Origin of the sequence: Caballeronia grimmiae, from assembly GCF_000698555.1 — a bacterium.
Classification (GTDB): Bacteria; Pseudomonadota; Gammaproteobacteria; order Burkholderiales; family Burkholderiaceae; genus Caballeronia; species Caballeronia grimmiae.
Genome location: NZ_JFHE01000015.1, coordinates 40,320 through 65,868 on the forward strand (window position 1 = coordinate 40,320; position 25,549 = coordinate 65,868).

Genomic DNA, 25,549 nt, shown 5'->3' on the forward strand with positions numbered 1-25,549 from the left:
CTTGCTCACGATCGACGACTCCTTCGAACACGCCGGATGCGGCCTGCTGAGCGCGCATATCGACGGCACCATTCTCCGTGTCAATTCGACACTGTGCCGTTGGCTCGGCTACGGCCAGCACGAGCTGGTGAATGTACGCAAGGTGTCGGATATCCTGACTGTCGGTGCAAAGCTGTTTCAGCAAACGCACTGGGGACCGCTGCTGGAGTTGCAAGGTTCTGTCGCCGAACTCAAGCTCGAGTTGCTGGGCCGCGAACGCAACCGCATTCCCATGTTGCTCAACGTGCGCCGTGTTCGAAGCAAGGACAGAGACTTCGACCACTATGCGTTCATGGTGCTCACCGACCGTCATAGATTCGAGCAAGAGCTCGTCGAGGCGAGAGCGCGTGCCGAGCGTGCGCTCGAAGCACAACGGCAGGTCAAGGACCAACTGAGACGGGCAGACCGGCAGAAAGACGAATTCCTGGCCACTCTGGCGCACGAGTTGAGAAATCCGCTGGCCCCGATGCGCAGCGTGATGGACCTGCTTAAAACGCCGAGCCTCGATGCCGGCCGCGTTCAATGGGGATACGGTGTTCTGGACCGCCAACTGAATCAGCTATCGCATCTCGTCGACGATCTTCTCGACGTGTCGCGCATCAGCGCAGGAAAAATCGAGTTGCGCCGCGAGCCAGTGAATGTCGCGGAGGCGATGCAAACGGCGCTCGAAGCGTCGCGACCAAGAATAACCGCGGCATCGCATCACATCTCCGTGGACGCTCCGCGCGAACCGCTTACCGTGGATGCCGATCCGACGAGGCTGTCGCAGATCATGCAGAACCTGTTGAACAACGCGGCGAAGTACACGCCACCCGGCGGAAACATCTGGTTCTCGGCGTATCGGGAAGACGGCGAGGCCGTGATCGTCGTCCGCGATTCGGGGATTGGCATCGATGAAACCGATCTGCCGTCCCTGTTCGGCCTGTTCACGCAACTCTCCGGCGGCAAACAATACGCCGAGGGCGGGCTCGGTGTCGGACTGGCGCTCGTCAAGATGCTCACGGACCTTCATGGCGGAACTGCTTCGGCACGGAGTCCCGGCATCGGCCAGGGAAGCGAATTCATCGTGCGATTGCCTTTGTCGACGCTCCCGCAGTCGCACGGCGAGCGTCCGCCGGCGTCCTCACACAAGAACAGGCCGCGTCGAATCCTGCTGGTTGACGACAACCGCGACGCGGGCGAGAGCCTTTCCATGCTTCTCGAACTGGATGGTCATACCGTCCTGCGCGCAGACGATGCGAAGTCCGCTCTGCTGATCGCGCGAGAGAACGAGCTCGACGTGGCGCTGCTCGATATCGGTTTGCCCGACATGTCCGGGTATGAGCTTGCAGCGCGCATCCGGGAAGGCGCTCAGGGCTCTGATCTCCTGTTCGTTGCGATAACGGGCTGGGGGCAGAAAGACGACCTTGCGAAGGCGAAGGCCGCCGGCTTCGATCTTCATTTCACGAAACCTGTCAATCTCGACAAGCTGCTCGCCGCGATTGCCACGCGGCTTTAGCGTTCGTTACGACGACAAGCGGATGGCGCGCGCAGTGCGAAGCGTCGGCAACTACGGAGAGATGTTCGATCGAAACCTCGGACCTCGCACGCCGCTGAAACTGGAGCGGGGCTTGAACCGGTATGGACGACGCGCGCATCACCGACGCGAACTCTGGCTTCGCATAGCCGGACCATTGCTCGGCAACGCAGACGCGGCGCAGCCTCTCGCCATAGCCGCCGCGCCCCACCATCGACGTCAAACGCTCCCATCCACCGCCCTACGCAAAGCCTCAAGAAACCGCACATAAGCCGTCGCGCCCGGGTCCGGATGGCCGATGCTGCGTTCCTGCACCCACGCCGCGCGCCCTTTCTGCGATTGCATCTTCGCTGTCTCGGCGACACGCTCCCCCGCCGTGGCGATCATCGCATCCAGAGCATCCGTCGCGCTTCCCTGCGATTGCTCGAGCACGTCGAGGCTCGGCACGAGCGCATCGAGCACGGTCTTGTCGCCAATATTGCTCTTGCCTCGCTCGATGATGCGCGCGGCCACCGCCCGCCCAATGCCGAGCGCATCATCGCGGCCGATCTCGTTCTTCCCCTGCATCGTCTTGGCCGCAGCGAGCAGCCCGCCGCCGACCAATGCGGCGAACGTCGATGGATTGGCCGTCGAGAACGCCTTCCCCGCCGCGAGCAGCACGTCGCCGACGCTCGCCTCCTCCGGCAGCAAGCCGATTGCCTTCACGACCGCTTCCGTTCCCGCGCGCACCGTGATGCCGAGATCGCCGTCGCCGAGAGCGGCATCGAGGTCGCGCAGTTCGTCGGCATGCGCGGGGAGCGCGCTCAATGCGCGGCTCACAACGTCTATCAGTTGCTTCGTCGTCGTCATTTCGACATCCTTATCAAGCGCGCGTGCCTTCGCGGAAGAACGGCGAATGCGCCGGCGCGGCGAGCAGCGCTTCGAGTTCGTCGTCGAGCAGCATGACCGTGATCGATGCCCCCGCCATTTCCAGGCTCGTCACATACTCGCCGACATATGACCACGCGATCGTCAGTCCATCGCCGTCGATGACCTTCGCCGCACGCCGGTATAGCAGATAGAGTTCTTCGAGCGGCGTCGCGCCCAAACCATTCACGAGCAGCGCAAGACGCGAACCCTTCGGCGCGTCGAGATCGTCGAGAATCTGGCGCATCATGTTGTCCGCGATGACATCGGCCGATTGCAGCGCGCCGCGATGCGTGCCGGGTTCGCCATGGATGCCGATGCCGATCTCCATCTCGCCATCCGGCAGCGTGAACGTCGGCTTGCCCGCTGCCGGAAGGATCGTCGGCGACAGGCCCACGCCCATCGTGCGGCAGTTCGCGTTGGCCTTGGCGCAGATGCGCGCCACTTCATCGAGTGAATCGCCGCGCTCGGCCGCCGCGCCGGCGCACTTGAACGCGAACACCATGCCCGCCACGCCGCGCCGGTCGGCTGCGCGTTCCTTCGGCGCCGATGCCACGTCGTCCGTCAATACGACAGTTTTGATGTCGATGCCTTCCGCGTCCGCGAGGTCGGATGCGAGATCGAAGTTCAGCACGTCGCCGCCATAATTGCCGTACACGTACAGCACGCCCGCGCCGCCGTTCACGCCTTTGGTCGCTTCGAATATCTGCTCCGACGACGGCGACGAGAACACGTTGCCCACCGCCACGCCGCCGCACAGGCCCTCGCCGACGTAGCCGAGAAAGCCCGGCATATGACCCGAGCCGCCGCCCGTCACGATGCCCACGCGGCCCGCTTTCGGCGCATCGGCGCGAACCAGCGCGCGCTTGTCGGCGTTCGCCGCCTTGATCCATTTCGGATGCGCGAGCAACAACGCGTCGATGATCTCGTCGACGAAAGTGTCCGGGTTGTTGATGATCTTCTTCATTCTCGTGTCTCCTTTGATTGCGTGTTTGGCGAGGGGCATGCGCGCGTCACAGCTTGCGCCGCTGACTCAACGCGTCGAGCAGGACCGCCGCGAAGATCACGCCGCCCTGTATGAATTGCGTCCAGAACGGGTTCACGCCGAGCAGCGACAGACCGACGTTGATCACCCCGATCAGCACGACGCCGATGAACGTGCCGACGATCGAGCCGCGTCCGCCCGCGAGCGACGTGCCGCCGATCACGATGGCCGCGATCACCTGAAGTTCGAGTCCGTTGGCCGCCGAAGGCAATGCGGAGTTCAGGCGTCCGGCGAGCACGATGCCCGCAATCGCCGCCGTCACGCCCGCGAGCATGTACGTGAGGAACACGACGCGACGTACCGGAATGCCCGCGAGCCGCGCGGCTTCCTGATTGCCGCCGACCGCGAACACCTGATGGCCGAATGTCGTCTTGCGCAGCAGGACATGACCGATGACGAACACGACGAGCATCACGATCATCGGCATCGGCAGGCCCGCGATCGCCTTTGCGCCGAAGACCGTGAACGCGTTCGGAAAATCGAACTTCGTGCGGCCGTCGGAGATGGCGAGCGTGAGGCCGCGCGCCATTGCCATCGCGGCGAGCGTGACGATGAAGGGCACGAGCCGCAGCCATGAAATCGCGAAGCCGTTGATCGCGCCGACCGCCGCGCCCGTCGCCAGCGCGATGAAGAGTCCGCCGATGCCGAGACCCACCGCATCCGGGCTCGATCCCGCCATGAAGGTCGCGGCGACCATGCCCGTCAGCGCGACGAGCGATCCCACCGACAGATCGATGCCCGACGTGATGATCACGAAGGTGCCGCCGACCGCCGCGATGCCGACGACCGACACCTGCACCATGATGTTGGTGAGCGTGCTCGTCGTCAGAAATTCCGGCGATGCGATCGACAACGCCACGCAAATGATGACGAGCGCGGCGAACAGTGGCCCGATGCCGCTTCTCAATTGACGGATCACGCGGCGCGACAGCGCTTCCGTGTCCGCCCGGTTGGCTGCCGTGGATGTCATGCGCCTGCTCCTGTCGTTGCCCATTGAATCACTGTTTCCGAGTTCGCCTTGTCGCGTGCAATTTCGGTCACGATGCTGCCGCGATACATCACCAGCACGCGATCCGACATGCCGAGCAATTCGGGCAACTCGGAACTGACCATGATGACCGCCGCGCCCGCACGCGCCATCTTCACCATATGCGCGTAAATCTCGGTCTTCGCGCCCACGTCGATGCCGCGCGTCGGTTCGTCGAGCATGATGACGGCGGGATTCGTCGCGGTGGCGCGGCCCAGAATGACCTTCTGCTGATTGCCGCCCGACAGCGTGCCCGTGACCTGCAACACAGACGAAGCGCGCACGCCGAAGCGCGTGCTCGCTTCCTGCGCGAGCTTGCGCTTTCTCGCGCCGCGCACGAAGCCGCCGCTCGCGAGCGCCTTGAGACTCGACAGCGCGATGTTCTCTTCGATGCTGGCATCGAGCACGAGCCCTTCGAGCTTGCGATCCTCCGACGTATAGACGAGCCCGTGGCGCACGCCTTCCGTCGGCGAATGATTCGTGACCTTCCTGCCTTTCACGACGATCTCGCCATGCGTGGCGGGCAGCGCGCCGAAAATCGTCTTGAGCAACTCCGTGCGTCCCGCGCCCGCAATGCCCGCAATGCCGACGATTTCCCCCGCGCGCACCGCGAAGCTCGCATTGCGCAGAAGCGGCGCGCTCGCGAGGTTTCGCACGTCGAGCACCACGTCGCCATACTCGCGCGGCTCCCACGGATAGAACGATTCGAGATTGCGCGCGACCATCGCCTGCACGAGTTCCGCTTCGGTCCATTCGGACATCGGACGTGCGCCGACGGTCGCGCCATCGCGCATCACGACTGCCGAGTCCGCCAGTTCGAAAACTTCTTCCAGATGATGCGAGATAAAGATGATGCCCATGCCCTCTTCGCGCAATCGCCGCACCACCGCATACAGGTTCTCGATGTCGTGACTCTGGAGCGCGGCGGTCGGCTCGTCCATCACGAGGATGCGTGCATCGCGCGCAATCGCCTTTGCCACTTCCACCAGTTGCCGCTTGTTGAGCGGCAGATCGCCGAGACGCATCCACGGCGGCACGTTGTCGAGGCCGACGCGCGCCAGCGCCTCGCGGGCCATCGCATGCGCCTCTCGCTGCCTGACGAAGCCCTTTCTCGCGGGCATGCGGCCGAGAAACAGGTTCTCCGCGACCGTCATGTCGTTGATGAGCGACAACTCCTGATAGATGACGGCCACGCCCGCGTCGATCGCCGCGTTGGTGCCGCGCGCAAGCGGCCTGCCGTCGATCTCGATGTCGCCTTCGTCCGGCTCGTAAGCGCCCGACAGCGTCTTGACCAGCGACGACTTGCCCGCGCCGTTCTCGCCGACGATAGCCATCACGTGACCCGCGTGCAGTTCGAGACTGACGCCGCGCAGCGCCTTCACGCCGGGAAAGCTCTTGACGATGCCTTGCATGCGCAGCAGCGGCGCCTTCGTGCTCGAAGGCATGCGCGTCCGCGCTTCGGTTTCGACTGTCATGTTCGCATTCCGCTCGCGGCCGCGCGTGTGCTGCACGCGCGGCCGCCGGTTGGCCTTACTGCTTCACTTCCTCGGACCACAGGCCATACTGCTTGACCGCATCCGAGTCGATGTTGGACTTGTCGATGAGCATGGTCGGCCACGCATAGTTCGCGGGCACGTCCTTCTTCGCGTTGTAGTCCGCGATGAACTGCAGCGACTTCGCCGCCATCTTGATGGGATTCTGCGAGATGGTCGCGTCCTGCTTGCCCGCGCGAATCGCCGAGAGCGCCTGTGCCGTCCCGTCCGCACCGATCACCATGATGTGCGCCTTGTCGTCGAGCGGCTTGTAACGTCCCGCGTTGTCGATGGCCTTCTCCGCGCCCACGGTGTTGTCGTCGTTCGCGCCGAACACCGCGTCGATCTGCGGATATTTCTGCAGGATGTTGGTCATCGCGTTGAGCGACTTCTCCTGGTCGAACGCGCCCTCCTGACGTGCAACGACCTTGATGTCCGGATACTTCGCGATCTCGTCGCTGAAGCCCTTTTCGCGGTCGGTCGCCGCCGTGGTGCCGACCAGACCGATCAGATCGACGACGTTGCCCTTCTCCGATCCGTAGCGCTTTTTCAACTGCTCCGCGATCCACTTCGCCGCCGTCTGGCCGAGAGCGACGTTGTCCGATGCGACGAACGAAGTCACCTTGCCGCCATCCGAGCCACGGTCCAGCGTGAAGACCGGGATGTTCATCTGGTTCGCCTTCTCGACTGCCGGAATGATCGCCTTCGAATCGATCGGATTGAGCACGAGCGCCGTCACGCCCTGACTCAGCAGGTTAAGCGCGTCGTTGACTTGCTGCTGCGCATCGCCGTTGGCGTTGGTCTGCACGAGGTCGAAGTTCTGCTCCTTCGACCCGCGTTCGACACCGGCCTTCAGGCCCACGAAGAACGCGTTGTTCAACGTCGCGATCGAGAAGCCGATCTTCGGTTTGCTGCCGCTCGCCGCAGCCGAGGCCGGGGCCGGCGCGCTCGCCGGCGGGCTTGCGCTGTCGCTCGCGCTCTTGCTGGCGCTGCTGCCCGACGACGCGTTCTCGCTCTTGTTGCATCCCGCGAGCGCCGCTGCGCACAGCAGCAATGCCCCGGTGGACTTGCCGAATGTTCCCCAACTATCGAACCGTGCTGAACTCCAGGCCATGACTGTCTCCTTTTTACGAGTTGTTCATTGCAGTTAGCTTGATGTCTTGTCGCGAATGTCAGTCGTCCTTGCTGCGCTTGCCGTACGTCTTGAATCTGTCCAGCACTTCATGCATCTGCTCGCCGGTCAGCACCGGCGGCGCGCCGAGTTGCAGCGCCAGCAGGTATTGCCTGGCGAGCACTTCGACTTCATGCGCGAGCCACACGGCCCGCGACAAATCCGCGCCGAGCGCCACGACACCGTGATGCGCGAGCAGGCACGCCCGCCGTCCTTCGAGCGCGGCGAGCGCGTGATCCGACAGCGCCTGCGTGCCGAACAGCGCATACGGCGCGCAGCGAATCGACGCGCCGCCCGCGGCTGCGACCATGTAATGCACAGCCGGAATGTCGCGGCCCTGAATGGCGAGCGCCGTTGCCGCCGTCGAATGCGTGTGGACGACCGCATGCATCTCGGGACGCGCCCGCAGCAGGTCGCGATGAATCCGCCATTCCGATGACGGACGCTGGACGCGCAGCACGTCGTCGCCGTCGCATACGCCGAGCGGCAAATAGACGATGCCTTCTGCACTGAGCTCACGCGCGGGAACGCCGCTCGGCGTGATCAGCAGGCCATCGCCGAAGCGCGCGCTGACGTTGCCGGACGTCCCCTGATTGATGCCGAGCCGTTCCATTTCCAGCGCCGTGTCGACGATGCCATGGCGCAGCGCATCTTCATTCGTCGCGTTCATGCCGCGCTGCCTTCGGCGGCGAAGAGGCTTTTGAGCGATCGTTCGAACGGTGCCTCGACGATGCCGCGCTCCGTGATGAAGCCGGTGACGAGCGCGTGCGGCGTCACATCGAACGCGGGGTTGCGCGCCTTGATGTGCTCGGGCGCGACACGCTTCCCCGCGAGGTGCGTGACCTCGCTGCCGGAGCGCTCCTCGATCTCGATGCGTTCGCCCGTCGCCGTCGAGAAGTCCAGCGTCGACGAAGGGCACGCGACATAGAACGGGATGCCGTAATGGCGCGCGGCGATCGCGAGGCCCAGCGTGCCGATCTTGTTCGCGAAGTCGCCGTTCGCGGCCACCCGGTCCGTGCCGACGATGACGAGATCGACCAGCCCCTGCGACATGATCGATGCAGCGGCGCCATCCATGATGAGCGTGACGTCGACACCCGCCTGCTGCAGTTCGAACGCGGTGAGGCGCGCGCCTTGCAGCAGGGGGCGCGTTTCATCGGCGAAGACGCTGAACGCGATGCCCGCGCGATGCGCCGCATAGATCGGGGCGGTAGCGGTGCCGAGACCGGTCGTCGCGAGCGCGCCCGCATTGCAGTGCGTGAGCACGCCGTTGCCCTCGCCGATCAGCGACATGCCATGCACGCCGATGCCTTCGCACAGCGCGATGTCCTCTTCATGGATGCGCGTCGCTTCATCGACGAGCACGTCGTACAGCACCGCCGTGTCCTGCGTATCGCATTCGCGCGCGCGCTTCATCATGCGCCCGAGGCTCCAGCTGAGATTCACGGCGGTCGGACGCGCGGTATCGAGCCACGCCGCGCGCCGTTCGAGTTCCGCGCGAAACTGCGCCACCGGCAACGTGCGGGCATCCTGCATCGCGACGCACAAGCCATACCCCGCCGCAACACCGATGGCCGGCGCGCCGCGCACGCGCAGTTCGTGGATCGCGCGCCACACCTCGGCGGCGTCGGCGACGTGTTCCACGACGATCTCGTGCGGCAGGCGCGTCTGATCGAGCAGCAGCAGCTTGCCGTCACGCCATTCGATGGTCGGGGCCAGCGTCGGGAACAAGGTCTGCGAATTCATTGATGCTCCGTTCAGCGTTGTGCGAGGGCATCGCGCGCCATGTCGCGCGCAAGCATAACGACGTCTTCGATATCGGTGAGCGCGTTTCGCTGCACGAGCAGCGCTTCGGCGCAGCGCAGGCAGCGCACTTCGATTTGCGCACGCAATTCGGCATCGGGAATGCGCGTGATTTCCGCCACCTTCGCCATGCCGACGATGCGCCGGATCATCTTGCACCCCGCGAAGCCCAGCGTATCCGCGAGCAGCCGCCGCATGAAATGCGCGCGATACGCATCGACCGCACGGCTATCCGCCGATCCGCCGATGAAAGGCCGGCCGCTGCGGTTTTCGTGATCGCGCCACAGCGCGAGAAACTTCGCGCTGAAGCCGTTCCAGATGCGCGTGGTCTGCGCCAGCAGCCATTCCTGATACGCGACGGGATCGCCACCATCGAGGCGGCCGTGATAGTCACGCGAGAAATACGCGAGCAAGAGATTCGCGATCAGCGCGCCGATGTCGAAACCCATCGGCCCGTAGAACGCGAACTCCGGATCGATCACATAGGTCTCGCGCTCGTTGACCATGATCGAGCCGGTGTGCAGATCGCCATGCAGCAAGGTCTCCGCATGATTCATGAAGGCCCACTTCATGTCGGCTGCGGCCATGCGCAACGCGTCGCTGGTGCGAAGCCGTTCGAGCGCGGACTTCGGCAACGCCGGACTGTAGACGTTGGACGGATGGTCTTCGAACGGGAACGTGAAGACCAGATCCTCGGTGATGCGGCACAGCTCGGCATTGACCGCGCCGCCCACCGCCTGCTTCTTGATGTCGGGTGCAAGATACAGATCGGAGCCGAAGAACAGCGTCTGCGCGAGATACGTCGACAGATGATCGGCCATCAGCGGATACGTGACGCCATCCATCAGCCCTTGCCGCAAGATGCGATGCGACGAGAGATGCTGCATGACCATCAGGAAGCGCTTGCCATCGGCGTGATAGACCTGCGGCACGTGTTGCGGACAGAGCGCGCCGAAGCGGCGCAACGCCGCGACCTCATGGTCCATGCGCTGACACGACAGCGGCCAGTTCTTCCCGACGAGCCGCAGAAACGGCGGCGCCTGCTTGACGACGACGCTGCGCTCCCGCGCCTTCGCATTGGTCACGAAGTACACGAAGTTCAGATTGCCGTCGCCTACTTCGACGACTTCCAGATCGTCGGGATCGCCCAGACGGGCGCGCACCTCGGCGATGCAGCCCAGGTAATCGGCAAGCGCCGATGCGGTGAATGCCTCGAACTCCATCGGTGTCTCCTCCGATGTGTTACAAAGCGCAAGCCATCGACACGCTTCAGCGACGTTTGCGCACCAGATCGAACTTGAAGATGCTCGTGTTGTAGTAGTCGTTGCTATAGCAAAGCGGCTGGCCGCTCTGATCGAAATCCACTTCGTCCAGCAGCAAAAACAGGCCGAAACCATCGCCCAGTTCGGGCAGATCGCGCGGCGTGAGAATGGTCGGCTGTATCGACGTATGCGTATGCGACAAGCGCCGCCCGGCACGCGCGAACATGCCGAAGAGCGATTCGCCCAGCTCTCCGTCCGCGGCATCGAACAGCGTCTTCGGAATGGTGTCGATGCAGTACGCCGCGATCGCATCGTCCGCGCGGCGCACGCGCTCGATGCGCAGGCATGCGTCGCCCGCCTGAATGCCCAGCTTTTCCGCAAGACTCTCCGACGCCGCGATGGTGTCCATCTGGATGCGGCTCGTCGACGGCACCGCGCCGACGCTCTTGATCATGTCGGTCACGGACATCAGATCATCCAGCCCGCCCTGCAGCTTGAGCGAAATTTGTCTGATGAAGGTGCCGCGGCCCTGCACGCGTTCCAGCAGTCCATGCGAGATCATCTGCGCGACCGCTTCACGCAAGCTCGAGCGTCCGACGCCGAGCAGCTCGCACAACTCGATTTCCGTGGGTATCTGGTCACCGGGCTTGAGCTTGCGCTCGCGGATCATCGTGAGGAGCGAGTCCTGAATCTTGTCGCTCATCGAACGTTCGACGCTTAGACGCATGGTGCTCTCGCAAGTGGCCCGGCGTCAAATATACATCAGACGTCTGATGTTCTTGCTAGGACTTTCCCGTAGACGCGTGGCGTCCAAATCGGGCGTTTTTCTTTCGCGGGCGCAGCAATTTCCCGAGCGAATCATCGACCCTGCTTGCGTTGCGAGCCTGTCGCATTGCAATAACGCGCGCTGCCTTCGCCGATGACAATGCGCGGTAAAACACACTCCAGCCCCAAGCGCGCGAAATCGTTCGATGTGTAGAATGGACGCGTCCTGAAGCAAGGGTTCCTCGTGCGCCGATTACAAGGCGCCCGGAAAGAGAGCCAATAGCAAGGAAACCTTAAGGAGACGGCAATGTGGTTTGTCGGCAAGAGCGAACTGCTTTCTCTCATCCAGCGACATTGCCTCGACGAGGTCATGCCCGCCTTCAGCGACCATCGCACGCTGCGCAAGAACAGCATCATTTATCGTCCGGACGAATCCAGCGAGCATGTCTATCTGCTCAAGAGCGGCAGCGTCAGGCTGTATCGGCTGACGGAGGACGGTCAGGAAATCACGCTGGCGTTCGTCAAGGCCGGCATGATCTTCGGCGATGGCGACGTGCTCAATCAGGCCAACTATTCGCATCATGCGCAGACGCTTGCGCCGAGCATGGTCTGCTATATCCGCAAGCAGGACTTCAAGAACCTGCTCGCGCGTTACGACGTCATCAATCAGTTCGTGCTGCGCAATCACTATCTGCGCTGGCAGGAAGCGCAACAGCTGATCGAGAACCTCTCGCTGCACGACGTCCGCAAGCGGCTGACCAACATCCTCGTGATGTTCTCGGAACAGGTCGGCACCGCCTGCGACTACGCCGATCATGGCGACGCGATTCTCATCGACTTGCCGATTGCGCAGGACAAGCTCGCGGAATTCATCGGCACGTCGCGCGAATCGGTGAACCGGCACTTCAGCGATCTTCGGGCCGAAGGTCTCGTCGATATGCGCGAACGGAAGATCGTGCTGACGCCGGCATTCGTTTCGCGCTTCATCGGCAAGACGCACGCGCTCGCGGCTGTCTAGGCGCTCTGCGCGAGTGCGCGCCTGACTGCGGCCACTCCGCTTTGCGGACTCGACAGCACCGGCACGGGCAGCGTGCCGAGCGCGGCGAGCAGCCGGGCCATCGACACTTGCGCGAGCACGATCACATCGACATGATCGGCAAGCTCGATGATCGCGCGCCTCACGATGTCGTCGTGGCGCGCGGCATCTCCCGCAAGCAGCGCCTCGAATGCGCCTTGCGCGATGCATTCGGTCACGTCGATCTCGCGTCCGTGCTCGGCGGCTTTCTTGCGGATGAGACGGACCGTCGGTTCGAGCGTGGTCGACACCGTTGCCACCACGCCGATACGCGCACCGAGCGCGCTCGCTTCCTCGGCCATGGCTTCGTCCACCTTGACGATGGGCGTTCGAATGAGTCCGCGCAGCACATCCGTCGCCTCGCCGACCGACGAGCACGCATTCAGGATAATGTCCGCGCCCATATCCTGCGCGCTCGACATATAGCTGTACAGACGCCGGGTCACTTCGGGCGTCAGGCGGCCGGCTGCGCGCACGTCGACGAGCAGGCTGTCATCCACGATGTTGACGACACGTGCATCCGGCATCTGTTGCGCGAATTGCGCTTTGAGCGGCTCGACGGTCACGGGTCCGGTATGCACAACGACGATCTTGGTCATGTTTGGCTCAAACGTTGTTCGGTTGAAAATCAGGCCGTGGCAAGCGCCATTACTTTCTCCTGCGATGCTTCGGCGCGTTGCAGCTCGCCGCTGATGCGCCCTTCGCGCACGGTCAGAATACGGTCGCTGACGGCCAGCACTTCGAGCAGATCCGACGAGATCACGATCACGCCGATGCCTTGCGCCGCAAGCCGCGCAATGAGCGCATGCACTTCGGCCTTGGCGCCCACGTCGATGCCGCGCGTCGGTTCATCGACGATCAGCACCTTCGGATTGCGCGCCACCCATTTGGCGATGACGACCTTCTGCTGATTGCCGCCGCTCAGATTCACGACCTTCTGCTCGACGCCGGGCGTCTTGATGCCGAGCATCCGCACGTATTCCATGCAGCTCGAACGCTCGCGCGCATGCTGCACGAACTGAAACGGCGAATAGCGCGAGAGATGCGTGAGACTGAAGTTCTCGCGCACGCTCATGCCGAGCACGAGGCCCTGCGCCTTGCGATCCTCGGTGACGAAGCCGATGCCCGCGCGGATTGCGTCATGCGGATTGCGTATCGCGACCGGAACGCCTTCCATCAGAATCGAACCGGTCGATGGACGCATGCCGAAGATCATCTCCATGATCTCGGTGCGCCCCGAGCCGACCAGCCCCGCAATGCCCAGCACTTCTCCGCGATGCAGCGTGAAGCTGATATCGCGAATGCGCGCGTCGGCGGCCTTCTTCTGCCTGAGCGTAAGATTGCGCACTTCGAGCACCCGCTCCTCGCTCGCGTGCGATTGCGGCTCGCCGTATAACTCCCTCAGTTCGCGGTCCACCATCTGGCGCACGAGCGTTTCGCGCGTGACCTGCGCGATCGGCATCGTGCTGACGGTGCGGCCATCGCGCAGCACCGTCACGCGATCCGCAAGCTCGAAAATCTCTTCGAGCCGGTGCGAGATGTACACGACCGCAATGCCTCGCTCCCGCAGGCGCTTGACGAGTCCGAGCAGCACGCTCGTCTCGTGATGACTGAGCGATGCGGTCGGCTCGTCCATCACGATGACTTTCGATTGCGCGGACAGCGCCTTCGCGATCTCGATCATCTGCCGCTGGCCGACGCTCAGTTCGCTGACGCGCGTGGCCGGATCGACGTCCATGTCGATCATCTCGAGAACATCGCGCGCCTCGCGATACATGCGCGCCCGATCGATCAGGCCGAAGCGTGTACGCGGCTCCGTCGCGAGGAAGATGTTCTCGCCGACCGTCAGATTCTCGACGACAGCCAGTTCCTGATAGATGATGTTGATGCCGAGCGCACGCGCATGGTTGTTGTCGGCGATCGTCACTTCGCGTCCTTCCACGACGATGACGCCGCCCGGGTCCGGCGCATACACGCCCGTCAGCACCTTCATGAGCGTGCTCTTGCCCGCGCCGTTTTCGCCCGCCAGCGCAAGCACTTCGCCACGGTGAATCTCGAGATCGACGCGGTCTAGCGCCTTCACGCCCGGAAACGTCCTCGAGATGCCGCGCATCGTCAGAAAGGGCTGCGGGCGGTCGCCGGCGGACGTCATTTCGTGTAGCTGCCGATGTTGTCCTTCGTCACCACCGTGACGCCCGTGTCGATGTCCTTCTCCTGCGTCTCCTTGCCCTGAATCTGGGCGACGAGATGCTGAACCGCGAGCGAGCCCATCGTCACCGGACGCTGCACCATGATCCCCTGGATATAGCCTTCTTTCAGGCCCTTGAGCGTATCCGGCAGATCGTCGAAGGCGAGCACCTGGAGCTTGCCCTTCATTGCGCCGAATTCCTTCGTGTTGAGCACCTTCGCCACCGCCGGGCCGCCGACCTGACTCACGCCGAAGATGCCGTTGAGATTCGGATGCGCGCGCAGCGTCGTTTCCACGACAGATACGCCGCGCGCCAGATCGTCATCCGTGCCTTGCGTCTCGACGATCTTGATGCCCGGATACTTCGCCAAGCCCTTCTTGATGCCCGTGATGCGCTCGTTGAGATTCACCGCGCCGAGCTGCCCGGTGATGATCGCGACCTCGCCCTTGCCGTTCAATGCGTGGCCCATCGTGTCGGCCATCGTCTCGCCGGCCTGCACGTTGTTCGTGCCGATGTACATCGAACGGCCGCTCTTGGGCGAATCGGAATCGTAAGTCAGCACTTTCACGCCGCTTTGCGCCGCGCGCTTCATCACGCTCTCGACCGACTTCGGCTCGTTCACCGAAATGGCGATGCCGTCCACATGACGCGATATCAGGTCCTCGATGATCTGCACCTGCGTGGAGCCCTGCGTGTTCTGCGGCACGACCCATTGATACTTGACGCCGGCCTTGTCCGCGGCGGACTGCGCGCCCTTGTTGCAGTCGTCGAAGAACGGCACGGCCACCTTCGGAATGACCGCCACCGAAATGTCCTTCGCTTCCTTCGCATTGGCTGCGCTACCGAACGCGGCGCACAGTGCGAACATCATGCTCGCGATGATCCTTGGCGTGGTTTTCATGCTTGTCTCCTTATTGGAATGAACAGGAATCAACGTCCCTTGCGGCGCACGCGCCAGATGTCGATGCTGACTGCGATCAGGATCACGCAGCCGGTAATGGCCTGCTGCGCATAGGTATCGATGTTGAGAAGCACCACACCGTTGGTGATGATGCCGGCGAGCGCCGCGCCGATGATCGCGCCTTCGACGCTGCCCGCGCCGCCCGACAGGCTCGCGCCGCCGATAGCCGCCGCCGCGATCACGTCGAGTTCCGCGCCGAAGCCCGAGGCCGGCTCTGCCGACACGAAGCGCGAGAACGCGATGACGCCCGCCATCGACGCAATCAATCCGGACAGCACATAGGCTGCAAACTTGACACGAGCGGTTCGCACGCCCGACAGCCGCGCGGCCACTTCGTTGCCGCCTGTCGCGTAGACATGACGGCCGAAGCGCGTCTGACGCATGACGACGGAGAACACCACGGTCATCGCGAGCAGAATGACGACGGGGAACGGCACGAAGCCGATATAGCCCTGGCCGATGAAGGTGAACGGATCGGGCACGTCCGGCGTGACCGGCACGCCCTTGGTGATGATGTACATCAGCCCGCGCCCGATGGACAACGTGCCCAGCGTCGCGATGAAGGGCGGCAACTGAATCCACGTGATCATGATGCCGTTGAAGCTGCCGGCGATCACGCCCACGGCAAGCCCCGACAGCACCGCGACGAATGCGGACAGGCCGTGCTGGAACGCGAGCGCGGTAACGAGCGACGACAGGCCCATGACGGAGCCGACCGACAGATCGATGCCGCCCGTGATGATGACGAGCATCATGCCGATCGACATGAGCGCGACCAGCGAGAACGAGCGGAACACGCCCATCAGGTTGTTGGTGGTGAGGAAATACGGCGAGAAGAAGCTGATCAGCAGGCCCACCAGCAACAGCACCGACAGCACGTTCAACTCGCGGATGCGCAGACAGGCGCGCAGGAATTCGATGCCGCGCGGCGATTGCGCCCGCGGCTTGTCTGACGCTTTGTTCGACGATAAGTCGCTCACCGGTCCACCTCCGTTTTTACTGAGGCCGATGATAGGCGCGCGGCAAGCGCGAAATCTGTGACGCGCGTCATAGTCGGATATCGGGGTCGACCCGTAGACGAACACGCACGCCGCTATGACGCGCGTCACAGAAATCGAACGCGAAGCAAGGCTACGATGAGTTCACACAGTGTCGAACTCAAAAGGAGCCACAGCATGACGAAGCGAGTGATTGTGACGGGCGGCAGCGGGCTGGCCGGCAAGTGGGTGGTGGAAGATCTGGTTGCACACGGCTATGAAGTGCTGAACGTGGACCGCGTGCCGATGGCGAAGGGCACCGCGAGAACGCTCATCACCGACATCACCGATGCGGGACAGGTCTTCAACGCGCTCGCCTCGACGACGACGCCCAAGGAATTCGACGACGACATCGAGCCGAAGCCGATCGACGCCATCGTGCATTTCGCGGCTATTCCGCGCATTCTCGTCACGACGGACAACGAGGTTTTCCGCATCAACGTGATGGGCACCTACAACATTCTCGATGCTGCGTCGAAGCTCGGCATCAAGAAGGTGATCGTCGCGTCGAGCGAGACGACGTATGGCGTGGTGTTCGCGCACCGGCATCGCGATCCCGTGTACTTTCCGCTCGACGAGGAGTATCCAGTCGATCCGATGGACAGCTATGCCACGTCCAAGGTCATCAACGAAGTGACGGCGAAGGCGTTCCATGCGCGCACCGGCGCGGACATCTATTGCTTCCGCATCGGCAACGTGCTCGATCCCGCCGACTACCAGAAATTCCCGACGTGGCTCGCTGACCCCGCGTTGCGCAAGCGCATCGCGTGGAGCTATATCGACGGGCGCGATCTCGCGACGGCGGCGCGTCTCGCCATCGAAACGGACGGGCTGGGTTTTCAGGTGATGAACGTTGCCGCCGACGACGTGTCTTCCGATCTGCCCACAGCCGAGTTGCTCAAGCGGTTCTATCCGAACGTGCCGGTCAAAAAGGAGTTGGGCGAATTCGAAACGCTGCTCAGTAACGAAAAGCTCAAGCGTTCACTGGGCTGGCAGCAGGCGTACAAGTGGCGCGAGCAAGTCTCGAAGTAAGCCGCGAAGTAAGCCGCTTTCAGTCCGCACGCCGGCCGGGTGTTCCGATGCGGGCGGCGTCGGGCAGTTCTTCGTCGGGCGATGCCAGCCTGACGACATTCACGATGCCCTGCCGCGCCATCTTCGCGTACGGGCAGAACCGCTCGGTGTTGCGTACCAGCGCACGGGCGAGTTCACGCTCGACGCCCGGCAGATGCACGCAGATATCGGCTGCCAGCATAAAGAGGCCGTCCATTGGATCGCGTGAAAAGCTGATCGTCGCTACGACTGCCGCACCGTTCGTCTTCACGCCTTCTCTCGCCGCCAGAAGAATCAGCGCGCCGTGAAAGCACGCTGCGTAGCCGGCGGCGAAAAGCTGTTCCGGATTGGTGCCGCCGCCGGAGCCGCCGAGTTCGGCAGGCAGGCGCAGATGCACGTTCAGGCTGCCGTCATCCGAACGTGCGATGCCTGAAGCGCGGCCGTGCCCGGCGTCGCCGCCTGAGACGGTAACGGACGTCGAATACAGCTCGCGCGGGTCCTGCCCGTGGAACTTGTCGAGCAATGATGTCGGCGGCGGGCGCAAGGAGGCCATGAGTAGAACTGCCGCTCCGGTCAGTGCGCTGCTGCGGCACGGGAACGGGCGAACCACGCGTCGAACCCGATGCTTCCAAGCCGTGGATCAGCGCCCGGTACGAGCGTGTCGTCGTCCAGTTTTGCTCCGAAGTAGCGGGCCTGGCCGTCCTCGATAGCCTTGCGCGGATCACCGGTTGCAACGAGGTAGCGTCGAACCAGTTCGGTGAGCCGCATCCGCTCGGGGCCCGCCGCTTCGACCATGCCATTGAGCGGCGCCGCGAGCGCGTAATCCGCCACGGCCAGCGCGATATCGTCGGATGCGATCGGCTGAATGTCGGCGGGCGAGAGCCGCACCGTATCGCCGTCGGAACCCGCTTGCACGATGCCGCCGACGAACTCGAAGAACTGCGTCGAACGCACGATCGTGTACGGCACGCCCGATTCGCGGATGAGCTTCTCTTGCGCGATCTTGGCGCGAAAGTAGCCGCTTTCGGCAAGCCGGTCGGTGCCGACCACGGACAGCGCAACGTGATGACCGACGCCCGCCGCCCGTTCCGCCGCAAAGAGGTTGCGGCCCGAGGTCTCAAAGAACGCCAGCACCGCTTCGTCTTCGAACGACGGCGAGTTGGCGACATCGACGACGACGTGTGCGCCTGTCAACACTTCGGCAAGACCTTTGCCCGTGAGGGTATCGACACCCGAAGATGGCGATGCCGCGATGGTTTCGTGACCACGCGCGCGCAGATGACCGACGACCTTCGCGCCGATCAGCCCGCTACCGCCAATGACGACGATTTTCATGATGTTCTCCTCGATGACTTCGAAGCGGCATGGAGCCGCGCCAGCGCCGCGTGATTCGCGCTGCCCTTCTTGCGGACCGGTTTCGCGAGCGGCCAACGTACAAGACGGATGGTAGGCGTCGAATGTGCGGTTCAGAAGACCCGTTCGAGGACTCGCACTGTTGCCGATGCGGCATCAATTAGTCGGCTGGGCGAGTGGCACGGCATCGAGGCAATCGAGATCGAGCGCGCGTATCTGCTCCGTCATGTAATCGACGAACACGCGAATGCGCGCCGGCAAGTGCTTGCGGCTGAGGTAGCACAGGTAGTGACCGCTGTCATCGGGCGCATCTTGCGACAGGCACGTCACGAGGCGTCCGTCGCGCAACGCATCGCAGACCTGAAACGCCGCAAGCTGCGCCAGACCCTGTCCGGCGTGCACCGCTTGCAGGACGAGCTCCGGGCAGTTGAACGTGTGGTACGCGCCCGGCATCACCTTGCAAGGGCGGCCGTCCACCTTGAACTGCCACTCGGCGATTCGCCCGGACGCGGTCCGCAGGTTGATGCAACGATGCGCGCCCAGTTCGGCGACATTGCGCGGCAAGCCATGTTCGCGGGCATAGTCAGGCGATGCACAAACCAGCATCTGCATCGGGATGAGCTGCCGTGCAACGATCTGACTGTCCTCCATGCGGCCATCGCGGAAGGCGACGTCGATCCGATCCATCGTGAAGTTCACGGGATGATCGTCGAGCACGAGTTCCAGCGATATGTCGGGGTACGCCTCGTGGAATCCACGCAGAAGCGGCGCGACAATCGCGCGCCCGAAGCACGTCGTCGAACAGATGCGCAGGCGGCCACGTGGCGGGCCGTTTCGCAACTCGCGCATCTCTTCCAGTGCCTGAACGATTCGCTCGACACCCGGATGGCAATGCTCATAGAAGAGTTCGCCTTCGCGCGTGAGCGATGTGCTGCGCGTCGTCCTCAGGAAAAGCCGCGCGTCGAGTTGTGCTTCGAGCTTTTGAACGTTACGGCTGACGGCGGATCGGCCGATGCCGAGGCGGTCGCCCGCCTTCGCGAAACTGCCTTCGCTCGCCACGGCAAGGAAAGCGACCACGCCTGCGTAGCTCGTCGCGAAACTGCTGGCGAGCGAATCATCGCTGGCCGGCGGAGACGGAAGTTGAGTGATTGACATGAGTTTGCCCGTATCGAAGAAAGCACATCCACAAGACGTCCGATACGAGCAAGTTGTGACACCGCCCGCCATTTTTTTCTCTGACGGGCGTGCCGGTGAATCACTGCGTGACTGCGGGCTTCATTTCACCGGTATCAGCACAGGCGCTTTCTCGTCCTTCAGCAACAGAACGAGAAACCTCGCCGGCTTCGTGTCGCTGGCGTTGCGGCCAACCGTATGAACATCGTTCGGGCCTTCATAGAACGTTTGTCCGGGCGTCAGAGTCACCTCCTTGCCTCCCTTGACACCCATTACGATGGAACCCTCCAGCACGTAGATGAACCCGTGCGCGCGATGAACGTGAACGGGATCGACGGCGCCCGGCGGATAATCGACCGTGATCATCAATGCTTCCTTGCCGGGATAGTCAGGCAACGGCTGCTCCATCACCGGCGTCACGACCGCTTCGGGTGCGGCCTGCACGAGCGGCGCGCAAGCCAGCAACGCGAGGCAAGCGGCTTTCTTCAGTATGGACATGAGGTCCTCCGTTCGCAGCGCACGCTCAGGTCAGGTTGGCTTTCTCGAGTCCGTAAGCCTTGTCGGACGAGCCCGGTTCGGTTCTGAACGCCACGTTCATGCGGTTCCAGCCGTTGATCTCCACCACCTTGAACGTCAGCTCCGACAGCTCCTGTTCGGTGAACTGCGTGCGAACGCGTTCATAGACTTCGTCGGGAACGCCGTGCTCGGGGAGTTTCGTCAGCACTTCGGTCCACGCCAGCGCGGCACGCTCGCGTGCGGAGAACAAGGTCGATTCGCGCCAGGTCGCCACATGGTGGAGACGCAATGCGCGCTCGCCGTGAATCGTCGCTTGCTTGACGTGCATGTCGACACAGAAGCCGCAGCCGTTCATCTGTGACGCCCGCAGCGCGATCAGTTCGGAGACGGATTTCTCGATGCTGCCTTCATGCGTTGCCATGCTGAAGGCGATGAACCGCTTGAAGAGTTCCGGCGATTGTTGCACGTAGTTGATGCGTTGGCTCATGGTTGCTCCAGTCGAAAGTATCGTTCGATGCCTTGTTTCAAGGCACCGGCGCGTCGATATCGCACGGAGACCATCGTAGAGAACGGCGACCGGCTTCGAAAGCCACGGGCGCGGACTCACGCTGTTGATCAAGCCGCAACAAACGTGACGTCACGACGTGCAGCGTCTAGCAACCGCCGAAGGTCGCAGCAAGCCGCACGAGCTTCTCCGGGTTGCGCTGCACCTGAATGCGGACGATGCGTTCGCCGTCCGTTTCGTACGATTGCGCGGATTCGAGCTGACCATGGATGAAGCGCAGAAGCGCCCACTGTCCGTTGAGCACAGCCAGTTCAATGCGCAACTGGTCCTTGAAGCGAAGCTGCGCCGCATAGAACAACTGCGCGATGCGCCGGCTGCCTTCCATCGGCTTCGGGAAGCTCGGCACGCGCCCGCCGCCGTCGCCGATCAGCGTTGCATCGTCGGCGAGCATGCTGTGGATTCCGGCGAAGTCTCCTTTCTGAAGCGCCTCGGCGAACTGCGTCAGCAAGCGCAGATGAATCTCTCGCGGAACGGACAGTCGCGGACGGCTTTCGCGTAGCTGGTTCTTGGCGCGGCTCACCAGCTGGCGGCAGGCCGCCTCGGATTTTCCCAACGTGGCGGCCACTTCGTCGTAGTCGACGTCGAACACTTCGCGCAGCAGAAACGCGGCGCGCGCCTCGGGCGTCAGACGTTCAAGAAGCATCAGGAACGCCACGGAAATATCGTCCGCGCGTTCGCGTATCTGTTCGGGGGTATGCGGCGCGTCGGTCGCTTGGGGCTCGGGCAACCAGATGCCCGCATAGTGTTCGCGCTGTACCTTGGCCGCGCGCAAACGGTCGATGGACAGGCGAGTGGTGACAGCGACGAGCCACGCCTCGCCGTTGTCGATTTGCGTGCGATCCGCGCCGTACCAACGCAGCCAGGCGTCCTGCACCACGTCTTCCGCTTCGGCGACCGACGACAGCATCCGATACGCGATGCCCTGAAGACGCGAGCGCAACCGGTCGAATGTGCGCGTCGCATCGTCCACGTTTTCGGGGGAGGAAGTCGGTGAGACGGCTTTCTTCATCGCTCATGGCCCTATGGTTCGACAACGGCATTGCGCGAACGCCGACGCTCGCTCCGGAAGAATAGCAGCGAACCGGAGCCGTTCATGCGCAGACGGGACGCCGAGCGCGCGCTCAGTGCCGACTCAGTAATCCCACACGACGGGCACGGAACGAAAGCGATCGCCGTCCTTCGCAACGTGACAGACGGACGGGAACCCGACATGGGCTGCGGCCAGCAGCGCACCGGTCTCGGCCGCTTCGTCGAGCAGCGCAATACGCACGTCTTTCGCCTTTTCGGGATCGTGCTCGAAGCCGTTCTGCCAATCGGGATGATCGAAGTTCACTTCGAAGATCGCGTCGCCGACGAACGTCAGTTTCTCGCCCTTCGATGCGACGTCCACGACGCAGTGCCCCGGCGTATGCCCGCCGGTCACGCGAGCCGACACGCCCGGCGCAACGTTCACCGTCCGGTCGAACGGCACGACGTTTTCGCCATAGAGCTGCATGAACTTCGCAGCGGCCTTGCGCAGCGCGGGCGGGACCGCTTCCGGCATCACCGTCTTGCTGAAGTCGGGGTTCTCCCAGAACGCGACTTCCGCCGCCGCGACGTGAATACGCACATCGGGACGCAGTTTGGCCCTGACGCCGTCGACATTGAGGCCGCCCACGTGATCCATGTGCATATGCGTGATGACGATGTCGGTGAGCGCCGCCAGGTCGATGCCAGCCGATTCGAGGCGTCGCACCGACTGACCTGCGCGCGCGAAGTACTCGAAGCCGTCGCCGACGCCCGAGTCGATCAGGATCAGATGTTCGCCGCTACGAACGAGCGCGACATTCAGCGCCCAGTCGAAGGTGTCGCGCTGCAGGAAGCGGCCGTCGAACCATTCGTTGCGGTCCGCTTCGCTCACGTTGGTGGACATGGTGGAAGTCGGCAGCGGCAGAACCCCATCGCTGATCACAACGACATTGACGTCGCCCACGCGCACGGCATAGCGGGAAGACACGAGTTCGCCTGATCCTTCCTTGCCGAGATCGACGGTAACGGGCTGCACATTTCTGGTCGTTTCCATATTCAGTAATCCTCTTCGGTTAGTGCGGCGAAGCGCACGGGTCACGAGTGCTGGCGAGCACTATCACGTCTTGCGGCGCGCTTCGTTTTTTACGCGCCGCGATCGTGTGGCCGATTGTAGTGACGCACCTCGATCGCCAGTAGCGTCCTCGACGCGCACAGGCTGCTGCCCCGGCGACAACAATGGCCCACGCATTCAGCGCGTGGCCAGGGGCGGCAACGAAACCGATTGATAACCGCACGACATCAATCGTTCCGAAAATTGCACTTATCGTTCCGGCCGTCCCGAGAGAATATGGCGAAAAATACAGTCGACCAGACACCGCGTACTTTCTGCATTTCAGGAGACACCTCGATGCATCCTTCATCCAGTCTTCCCCCCGGGCATTCAAAGGCCGCCGCGGTGTTCCGCGTCACGGCCGGGAATTTCCTCGAGCAGTTCGACTTCTTTTTGTTCGGCTTCTACGCCACGCAGATCGCCAACGTGTTCTTTCCCGCGCAGAGCGAGTTCGCCTCGTTGATGATGACGTTCGCCGTGTTCGGCGCCGGCTTCCTGATGCGGCCGCTGGGCGCCATCGTGCTGGGCGCTTACATCGACGAAGTGGGCCGCCGCAAGGGCCTCATCGTGACGCTCTCGATCATGGCGAGCGGCACCATCCTCATCGCCTTCGTGCCGGGATACGCCAGCATCGGCCTGTTTGCGCCCGCGCTCGTGCTGTTCGGACGGCTGCTGCAAGGTTTCTCGGCAGGCGCGGAACTGGGCGGCGTATCGGTGTATCTCGCCGAAATGGCGACGCCGGGCCGCAAAGGCTTCTTCACGAGCTGGCAGTCCGCGAGCCAGCAGGTGGCGATCGTCGTGGCGGCGGGCCTCGGCTTCGCGCTCAATCAGTGGCTGACCGCACCGGCGATCGCCGCGTGGGGCTGGCGCGTGCCGTTTTTCGTCGGCTGCATGATCGTGCCGTTCATCTTCATGCTGCGCCGCAATCTCGAGGAAACGCAGGAGTTCAAGGCGCGCCGGCATCGTCCGGGCATGAAGGAAGTGTTCGGCACGCTCGCTCAGAACTGGACCGTCGTCCTCGCCGGCATGATGCTGGTCGCGATGACCACCACCAGCTTCTACCTCATCACGGTCTACGCGCCGACCTTCGGCAAGACGGTGCTGCACCTCAGCACCGCCGACAGCCTGCTCGTGACGCTGTGCGTCGGCGTGTCCAACTTCGTGTGGCTGCCGATCGGCGGCGCGCTCTCCGACCGCATCGGTCGCCGTCCGCTTCTCGTCGGCATGACCGTGCTCGCGATGGCGACCGCGTATCCGGCGCTGTCGCTGCTCGCCCACGCGCCGAGCTTCCTGAACATGCTGTTCGTGCTGCTCTGGCTCTCGTTCATGTACGGCATCTATAACGGTGCGATGGTCGTCGCGCTCACGGAAGTCATGCCGGTGCACGTGCGCGTTGCTGGCTTCTCGCTCGCTTACAGCCTCGCGACGGCGGTGTTCGGAGGCTTCACGCCGGTCATCTCGACGGGGCTGATTCATATGACCGGCGACAAGGCCGCGCCCGGCTACTGGATGACGTTTGCCGCAGCCTGTGCGCTGCTGGCGACGTTCGCGCTCTATCGCCGCCGCGCCACGACGCTGACTCCGGCGCACTGAAGCGCAATCCCTTGCGCACGCTTCTGGACCCACACGACCCTGCACGAATCACGACCATGAGAAAACTGCTTCTGAAACTCGGCGCGGCAGCGCTCGTCGCAACCTCGGCCGCCGCGTCGAACGTGCAGGCTGCCGACCTGCACGTGATGAGCTCGGGCGGCTTCACTGCGGCATACAAGGTGCTCGGGCCCAAGTTTGCGTCGCAGACGGACAATACGCTCGAGACCGCGCTTGGTCCGTCGATGGGCAAATCGCCCGAAGCGATTCCCAACCGGCTCGGACGCGGCGAGCCTGCGGACGCCGTCATCATGGTCGGCTACGCGCTGGACGAGTTGATCAAGGAAGGCAAGGTGATACCCGGATCGCGAGTCGAGCTGGCCGATTCGCGCATCGGCATGGTCGTGCGCGAAGGCGCGCCGAAGCCGGACATCGGCTCGGTCGATGCCCTCAGGGAGACCCTGCTTCATGCGAAATCGATCGCCTACTCGGACAGCGCGAGCGGCGTCTATATCGAGCGGGAGCTGTTCAAGAAGCTCGGCATCGAGGACCAGGTAAAGCCGAAAGCGAAGATGATTCCGCGCATTCCGGTGGCGTCGGTGGTGGCGAACGGCGACTACGAGATCGGCTTCCAGCAGGTCAGCGAACTGCTGCCGGTGCAGGGCGCGGCCTTCGCCGGGAAGATTCCCGAGTCTTTGCAGTCCGTGACGCGCTTCGCCGCGGGCATCCCCGTCGGCGCGCAGCATCCGAACGAAGCGAAGGCGCTGCTCGACTATCTCGCTTCGCCCGATGTGCAAGCGGAAGTGAGATCGACCGGACTGGATTCCGTCTCCGCACACTGACGCGGACTATCGG

At 63.3% G+C, this 25,549-nt stretch carries 25 protein-coding genes; 5 read left to right on the forward strand and 20 right to left on the reverse strand.

Annotated features, from left to right (window positions below):
- Position 1 precedes the first annotated feature (1 nt).
- On the forward strand, positions 2 to 1,537 hold the full coding sequence (locus BG57_RS16850) for a hybrid sensor histidine kinase/response regulator (protein WP_035966366.1): 1,536 nt from the start codon (positions 2 to 4) through the stop codon (positions 1,535 to 1,537).
- Between the two features lie 237 nt (positions 1,538 to 1,774).
- Here the strand turns inward: BG57_RS16850 and BG57_RS16855 are convergent, their stop codons facing one another.
- Genes BG57_RS16855 through BG57_RS16895 form a run of 9 tightly spaced genes read right to left on the reverse strand, consistent with a single transcriptional unit; the run spans position 1,775 to position 11,004 of the window.
- Entirely contained in the window at positions 1,775 to 2,404 is a 630-nt protein-coding gene (locus BG57_RS16855) for a DAK2 domain-containing protein (RefSeq protein ID WP_035966367.1), read from the reverse strand.
- 13 nt (positions 2,405 to 2,417) lie between these two features.
- On the reverse strand, positions 2,418 to 3,428 hold the full coding sequence (locus tag BG57_RS16860; protein ID WP_035966369.1) for a dihydroxyacetone kinase subunit DhaK: 1,011 nt from the start codon (positions 3,426 to 3,428) through the stop codon (positions 2,418 to 2,420).
- A 46-nt stretch (positions 3,429 to 3,474) separates the two neighbouring features.
- Complete coding sequence (locus BG57_RS16865) at positions 3,475 to 4,476, reverse strand: ABC transporter permease (protein ID WP_035966370.1); 1,002 nt, start codon at positions 4,474 to 4,476, stop codon at positions 3,475 to 3,477.
- Positions 4,473 to 6,008, reverse strand: a complete 1,536-nt coding sequence (locus BG57_RS16870) for a sugar ABC transporter ATP-binding protein (RefSeq protein ID WP_035966494.1) — start codon at positions 6,006 to 6,008, stop codon at positions 4,473 to 4,475. The genes BG57_RS16865 and BG57_RS16870 overlap by 4 nt, the downstream gene beginning before the upstream one ends.
- Positions 6,009 to 6,063: 55 nt before the next feature.
- Positions 6,064 to 7,179, reverse strand: a complete 1,116-nt coding sequence (locus tag BG57_RS16875) for a sugar ABC transporter substrate-binding protein (RefSeq protein WP_035966371.1) — start codon at positions 7,177 to 7,179, stop codon at positions 6,064 to 6,066.
- Between the two features lie 58 nt (positions 7,180 to 7,237).
- Positions 7,238 to 7,906, reverse strand: coding sequence for a class II aldolase/adducin family protein (locus tag BG57_RS16880; RefSeq protein ID WP_035966373.1), 669 nt, complete (start codon positions 7,904 to 7,906; stop codon positions 7,238 to 7,240).
- Positions 7,903 to 8,982, reverse strand: a complete 1,080-nt coding sequence (mtnA, locus tag BG57_RS16885; protein WP_035966374.1) for an S-methyl-5-thioribose-1-phosphate isomerase — start codon at positions 8,980 to 8,982, stop codon at positions 7,903 to 7,905. The genes BG57_RS16880 and mtnA overlap by 4 nt, the downstream gene beginning before the upstream one ends.
- An 11-nt stretch (positions 8,983 to 8,993) precedes the next feature.
- The gene (gene mtnK / locus BG57_RS16890) at positions 8,994 to 10,262 is read right to left on the reverse strand and encodes an S-methyl-5-thioribose kinase (protein ID WP_035966377.1); all 1,269 of its coding nucleotides are present in this window, start codon (positions 10,260 to 10,262) and stop codon (positions 8,994 to 8,996) included.
- A gap of 46 nt (positions 10,263 to 10,308) precedes the next feature.
- Positions 10,309 to 11,004 (reverse strand): GntR family transcriptional regulator, encoded by a 696-nt coding sequence (locus BG57_RS16895; protein ID WP_229753993.1) that lies wholly within the window; start codon positions 11,002 to 11,004, stop codon positions 10,309 to 10,311.
- Positions 11,005 to 11,373: 369 nt separating this feature from the next.
- On the opposite strand from BG57_RS16895, the gene BG57_RS16900 reads away from it, so the two are divergent.
- Entirely contained in the window at positions 11,374 to 12,084 is a 711-nt protein-coding gene (locus BG57_RS16900) for a Crp/Fnr family transcriptional regulator (protein WP_035966381.1), read from the forward strand.
- On the opposite strand, the gene BG57_RS16905 is transcribed toward BG57_RS16900, so the two are convergent.
- Genes BG57_RS16905 through BG57_RS16920 form a run of 4 tightly spaced genes read right to left on the reverse strand, consistent with a single transcriptional unit; the run spans position 12,081 to position 16,211 of the window.
- Entirely contained in the window at positions 12,081 to 12,740 is a 660-nt protein-coding gene (locus tag BG57_RS16905) for an aspartate/glutamate racemase family protein (RefSeq protein ID WP_035966382.1), read from the reverse strand. The two genes, BG57_RS16900 and BG57_RS16905, sit on opposite strands and share 4 nt — an antisense overlap.
- 29 nt (positions 12,741 to 12,769) lie before the next feature.
- Positions 12,770 to 14,293, reverse strand: coding sequence for a sugar ABC transporter ATP-binding protein (locus BG57_RS16910; protein WP_035966383.1), 1,524 nt, complete (start codon positions 14,291 to 14,293; stop codon positions 12,770 to 12,772).
- Entirely contained in the window at positions 14,290 to 15,231 is a 942-nt protein-coding gene (locus BG57_RS16915; RefSeq protein WP_035966384.1) for a sugar-binding protein, read from the reverse strand. Before BG57_RS16915 ends, BG57_RS16910 begins: the two co-directional genes overlap by 4 nt.
- Positions 15,232 to 15,260: 29 nt before the next feature.
- On the reverse strand, positions 15,261 to 16,211 hold the full coding sequence (locus tag BG57_RS16920; RefSeq protein ID WP_035966495.1) for an ABC transporter permease: 951 nt from the start codon (positions 16,209 to 16,211) through the stop codon (positions 15,261 to 15,263).
- A gap of 255 nt (positions 16,212 to 16,466) precedes the next feature.
- Between BG57_RS16920 and BG57_RS16925 the strand changes: the two genes are divergently transcribed.
- Positions 16,467 to 17,360 carry an NAD-dependent epimerase/dehydratase family protein gene (locus BG57_RS16925; RefSeq protein ID WP_035966385.1) on the forward strand — a complete coding sequence of 298 codons (894 nt, stop codon included), beginning with the start codon at positions 16,467 to 16,469 and terminating at the stop codon, positions 17,358 to 17,360.
- Positions 17,361 to 17,379: 19 nt separating this feature from the next.
- On the opposite strand, the gene BG57_RS16930 is transcribed toward BG57_RS16925, so the two are convergent.
- The 7 genes from BG57_RS16930 to BG57_RS16960 form a co-directional block, all read right to left on the reverse strand.
- The gene (locus tag BG57_RS16930; RefSeq protein ID WP_035966386.1) at positions 17,380 to 17,931 is read right to left on the reverse strand and encodes an Ohr family peroxiredoxin; all 552 of its coding nucleotides are present in this window, start codon (positions 17,929 to 17,931) and stop codon (positions 17,380 to 17,382) included.
- A 20-nt stretch (positions 17,932 to 17,951) separates the two neighbouring features.
- Complete coding sequence (locus BG57_RS16935; RefSeq protein WP_035966496.1) at positions 17,952 to 18,713, reverse strand: SDR family oxidoreductase; 762 nt, start codon at positions 18,711 to 18,713, stop codon at positions 17,952 to 17,954.
- A gap of 174 nt (positions 18,714 to 18,887) precedes the next feature.
- On the reverse strand, positions 18,888 to 19,886 hold the full coding sequence (locus tag BG57_RS16940) for a LysR family transcriptional regulator (RefSeq protein WP_035966388.1): 999 nt from the start codon (positions 19,884 to 19,886) through the stop codon (positions 18,888 to 18,890).
- Positions 19,887 to 20,006: 120 nt separating this feature from the next.
- On the reverse strand, positions 20,007 to 20,402 hold the full coding sequence (locus tag BG57_RS16945; RefSeq protein WP_035966390.1) for a cupin domain-containing protein: 396 nt from the start codon (positions 20,400 to 20,402) through the stop codon (positions 20,007 to 20,009).
- Positions 20,403 to 20,427: 25 nt separating this feature from the next.
- The gene (locus BG57_RS16950) at positions 20,428 to 20,907 is read right to left on the reverse strand and encodes a carboxymuconolactone decarboxylase family protein (protein ID WP_035966392.1); all 480 of its coding nucleotides are present in this window, start codon (positions 20,905 to 20,907) and stop codon (positions 20,428 to 20,430) included.
- 166 nt (positions 20,908 to 21,073) lie between these two features.
- Complete coding sequence (locus BG57_RS16955; protein WP_052005863.1) at positions 21,074 to 21,994, reverse strand: RNA polymerase sigma-70 factor; 921 nt, start codon at positions 21,992 to 21,994, stop codon at positions 21,074 to 21,076.
- Between the two features lie 123 nt (positions 21,995 to 22,117).
- On the reverse strand, positions 22,118 to 23,047 hold the full coding sequence (locus tag BG57_RS16960; protein ID WP_035966395.1) for an MBL fold metallo-hydrolase: 930 nt from the start codon (positions 23,045 to 23,047) through the stop codon (positions 22,118 to 22,120).
- A 354-nt stretch (positions 23,048 to 23,401) separates the two neighbouring features.
- On the opposite strand from BG57_RS16960, the gene tcuC reads away from it, so the two are divergent.
- Together tcuC and BG57_RS16970 are read left to right on the forward strand one after the other, a co-directional pair.
- Positions 23,402 to 24,697 carry an MFS transporter gene (tcuC, locus tag BG57_RS16965; RefSeq protein ID WP_035966396.1) on the forward strand — a complete coding sequence of 432 codons (1,296 nt, stop codon included), beginning with the start codon at positions 23,402 to 23,404 and terminating at the stop codon, positions 24,695 to 24,697.
- A 56-nt stretch (positions 24,698 to 24,753) separates the two neighbouring features.
- Positions 24,754 to 25,536, forward strand: a complete 783-nt coding sequence (locus BG57_RS16970) for a substrate-binding domain-containing protein (protein ID WP_035966398.1) — start codon at positions 24,754 to 24,756, stop codon at positions 25,534 to 25,536.
- Positions 25,537 to 25,549: the final 13 nt, after the last annotated feature.

Excerpts from the sequence above, each read along its gene's own strand:
- BG57_RS16930 (WP_035966386.1), bottom strand. The coding sequence starts at position 17,931 with ATGGCCTCCTTGCGCCCGCCGCCGACATCATTGCTCGACAAGTTCCAC.
- BG57_RS16910 (WP_035966383.1), bottom strand. The coding sequence starts at position 14,293 with ATGACGTCCGCCGGCGACCGCCCGCAGCCCTTTCTGACGATGCGCGGC.
- BG57_RS16935 (WP_035966496.1), bottom strand. The coding sequence starts at position 18,713 with ATGAAAATCGTCGTCATTGGCGGTAGCGGGCTGATCGGCGCGAAGGTC.
- BG57_RS16860 (WP_035966369.1), bottom strand. The coding sequence starts at position 3,428 with ATGAAGAAGATCATCAACAACCCGGACACTTTCGTCGACGAGATCATC.
- BG57_RS16870 (WP_035966494.1), bottom strand. The coding sequence starts at position 6,008 with ATGACAGTCGAAACCGAAGCGCGGACGCGCATGCCTTCGAGCACGAAG.
- mtnK (WP_035966377.1), bottom strand. The coding sequence starts at position 10,262 with ATGGAGTTCGAGGCATTCACCGCATCGGCGCTTGCCGATTACCTGGGC.
- BG57_RS16960 (WP_035966395.1), bottom strand. The coding sequence starts at position 23,047 with ATGGAAACGACCAGAAATGTGCAGCCCGTTACCGTCGATCTCGGCAAG.
- BG57_RS16970 (WP_035966398.1), top strand. The coding sequence starts at position 24,754 with ATGAGAAAACTGCTTCTGAAACTCGGCGCGGCAGCGCTCGTCGCAACC.
- BG57_RS16905 (WP_035966382.1), bottom strand. The coding sequence starts at position 12,740 with ATGACCAAGATCGTCGTTGTGCATACCGGACCCGTGACCGTCGAGCCG.
- BG57_RS16955 (WP_052005863.1), bottom strand. The coding sequence starts at position 21,994 with ATGAAGAAAGCCGTCTCACCGACTTCCTCCCCCGAAAACGTGGACGAT.
- tcuC (WP_035966396.1), top strand. The coding sequence starts at position 23,402 with ATGCATCCTTCATCCAGTCTTCCCCCCGGGCATTCAAAGGCCGCCGCG.
- BG57_RS16940 (WP_035966388.1), bottom strand. The coding sequence starts at position 19,886 with ATGTCAATCACTCAACTTCCGTCTCCGCCGGCCAGCGATGATTCGCTC.
- mtnA (WP_035966374.1), bottom strand. The coding sequence starts at position 8,982 with ATGAATTCGCAGACCTTGTTCCCGACGCTGGCCCCGACCATCGAATGG.
- BG57_RS16900 (WP_035966381.1), top strand. The coding sequence starts at position 11,374 with ATGTGGTTTGTCGGCAAGAGCGAACTGCTTTCTCTCATCCAGCGACAT.
- BG57_RS16950 (WP_035966392.1), bottom strand. The coding sequence starts at position 20,907 with ATGAGCCAACGCATCAACTACGTGCAACAATCGCCGGAACTCTTCAAG.
- BG57_RS16915 (WP_035966384.1), bottom strand. The coding sequence starts at position 15,231 with ATGAAAACCACGCCAAGGATCATCGCGAGCATGATGTTCGCACTGTGC.
- BG57_RS16880 (WP_035966373.1), bottom strand. The coding sequence starts at position 7,906 with ATGAACGCGACGAATGAAGATGCGCTGCGCCATGGCATCGTCGACACG.
- BG57_RS16865 (WP_035966370.1), bottom strand. The coding sequence starts at position 4,476 with ATGACATCCACGGCAGCCAACCGGGCGGACACGGAAGCGCTGTCGCGC.
- BG57_RS16875 (WP_035966371.1), bottom strand. The coding sequence starts at position 7,179 with ATGGCCTGGAGTTCAGCACGGTTCGATAGTTGGGGAACATTCGGCAAG.
- BG57_RS16945 (WP_035966390.1), bottom strand. The coding sequence starts at position 20,402 with ATGTCCATACTGAAGAAAGCCGCTTGCCTCGCGTTGCTGGCTTGCGCG.
- BG57_RS16895 (WP_229753993.1), bottom strand. The coding sequence starts at position 11,004 with ATGAGCGACAAGATTCAGGACTCGCTCCTCACGATGATCCGCGAGCGC.
- BG57_RS16855 (WP_035966367.1), bottom strand. The coding sequence starts at position 2,404 with ATGACGACGACGAAGCAACTGATAGACGTTGTGAGCCGCGCATTGAGC.
- BG57_RS16925 (WP_035966385.1), top strand. The coding sequence starts at position 16,467 with ATGACGAAGCGAGTGATTGTGACGGGCGGCAGCGGGCTGGCCGGCAAG.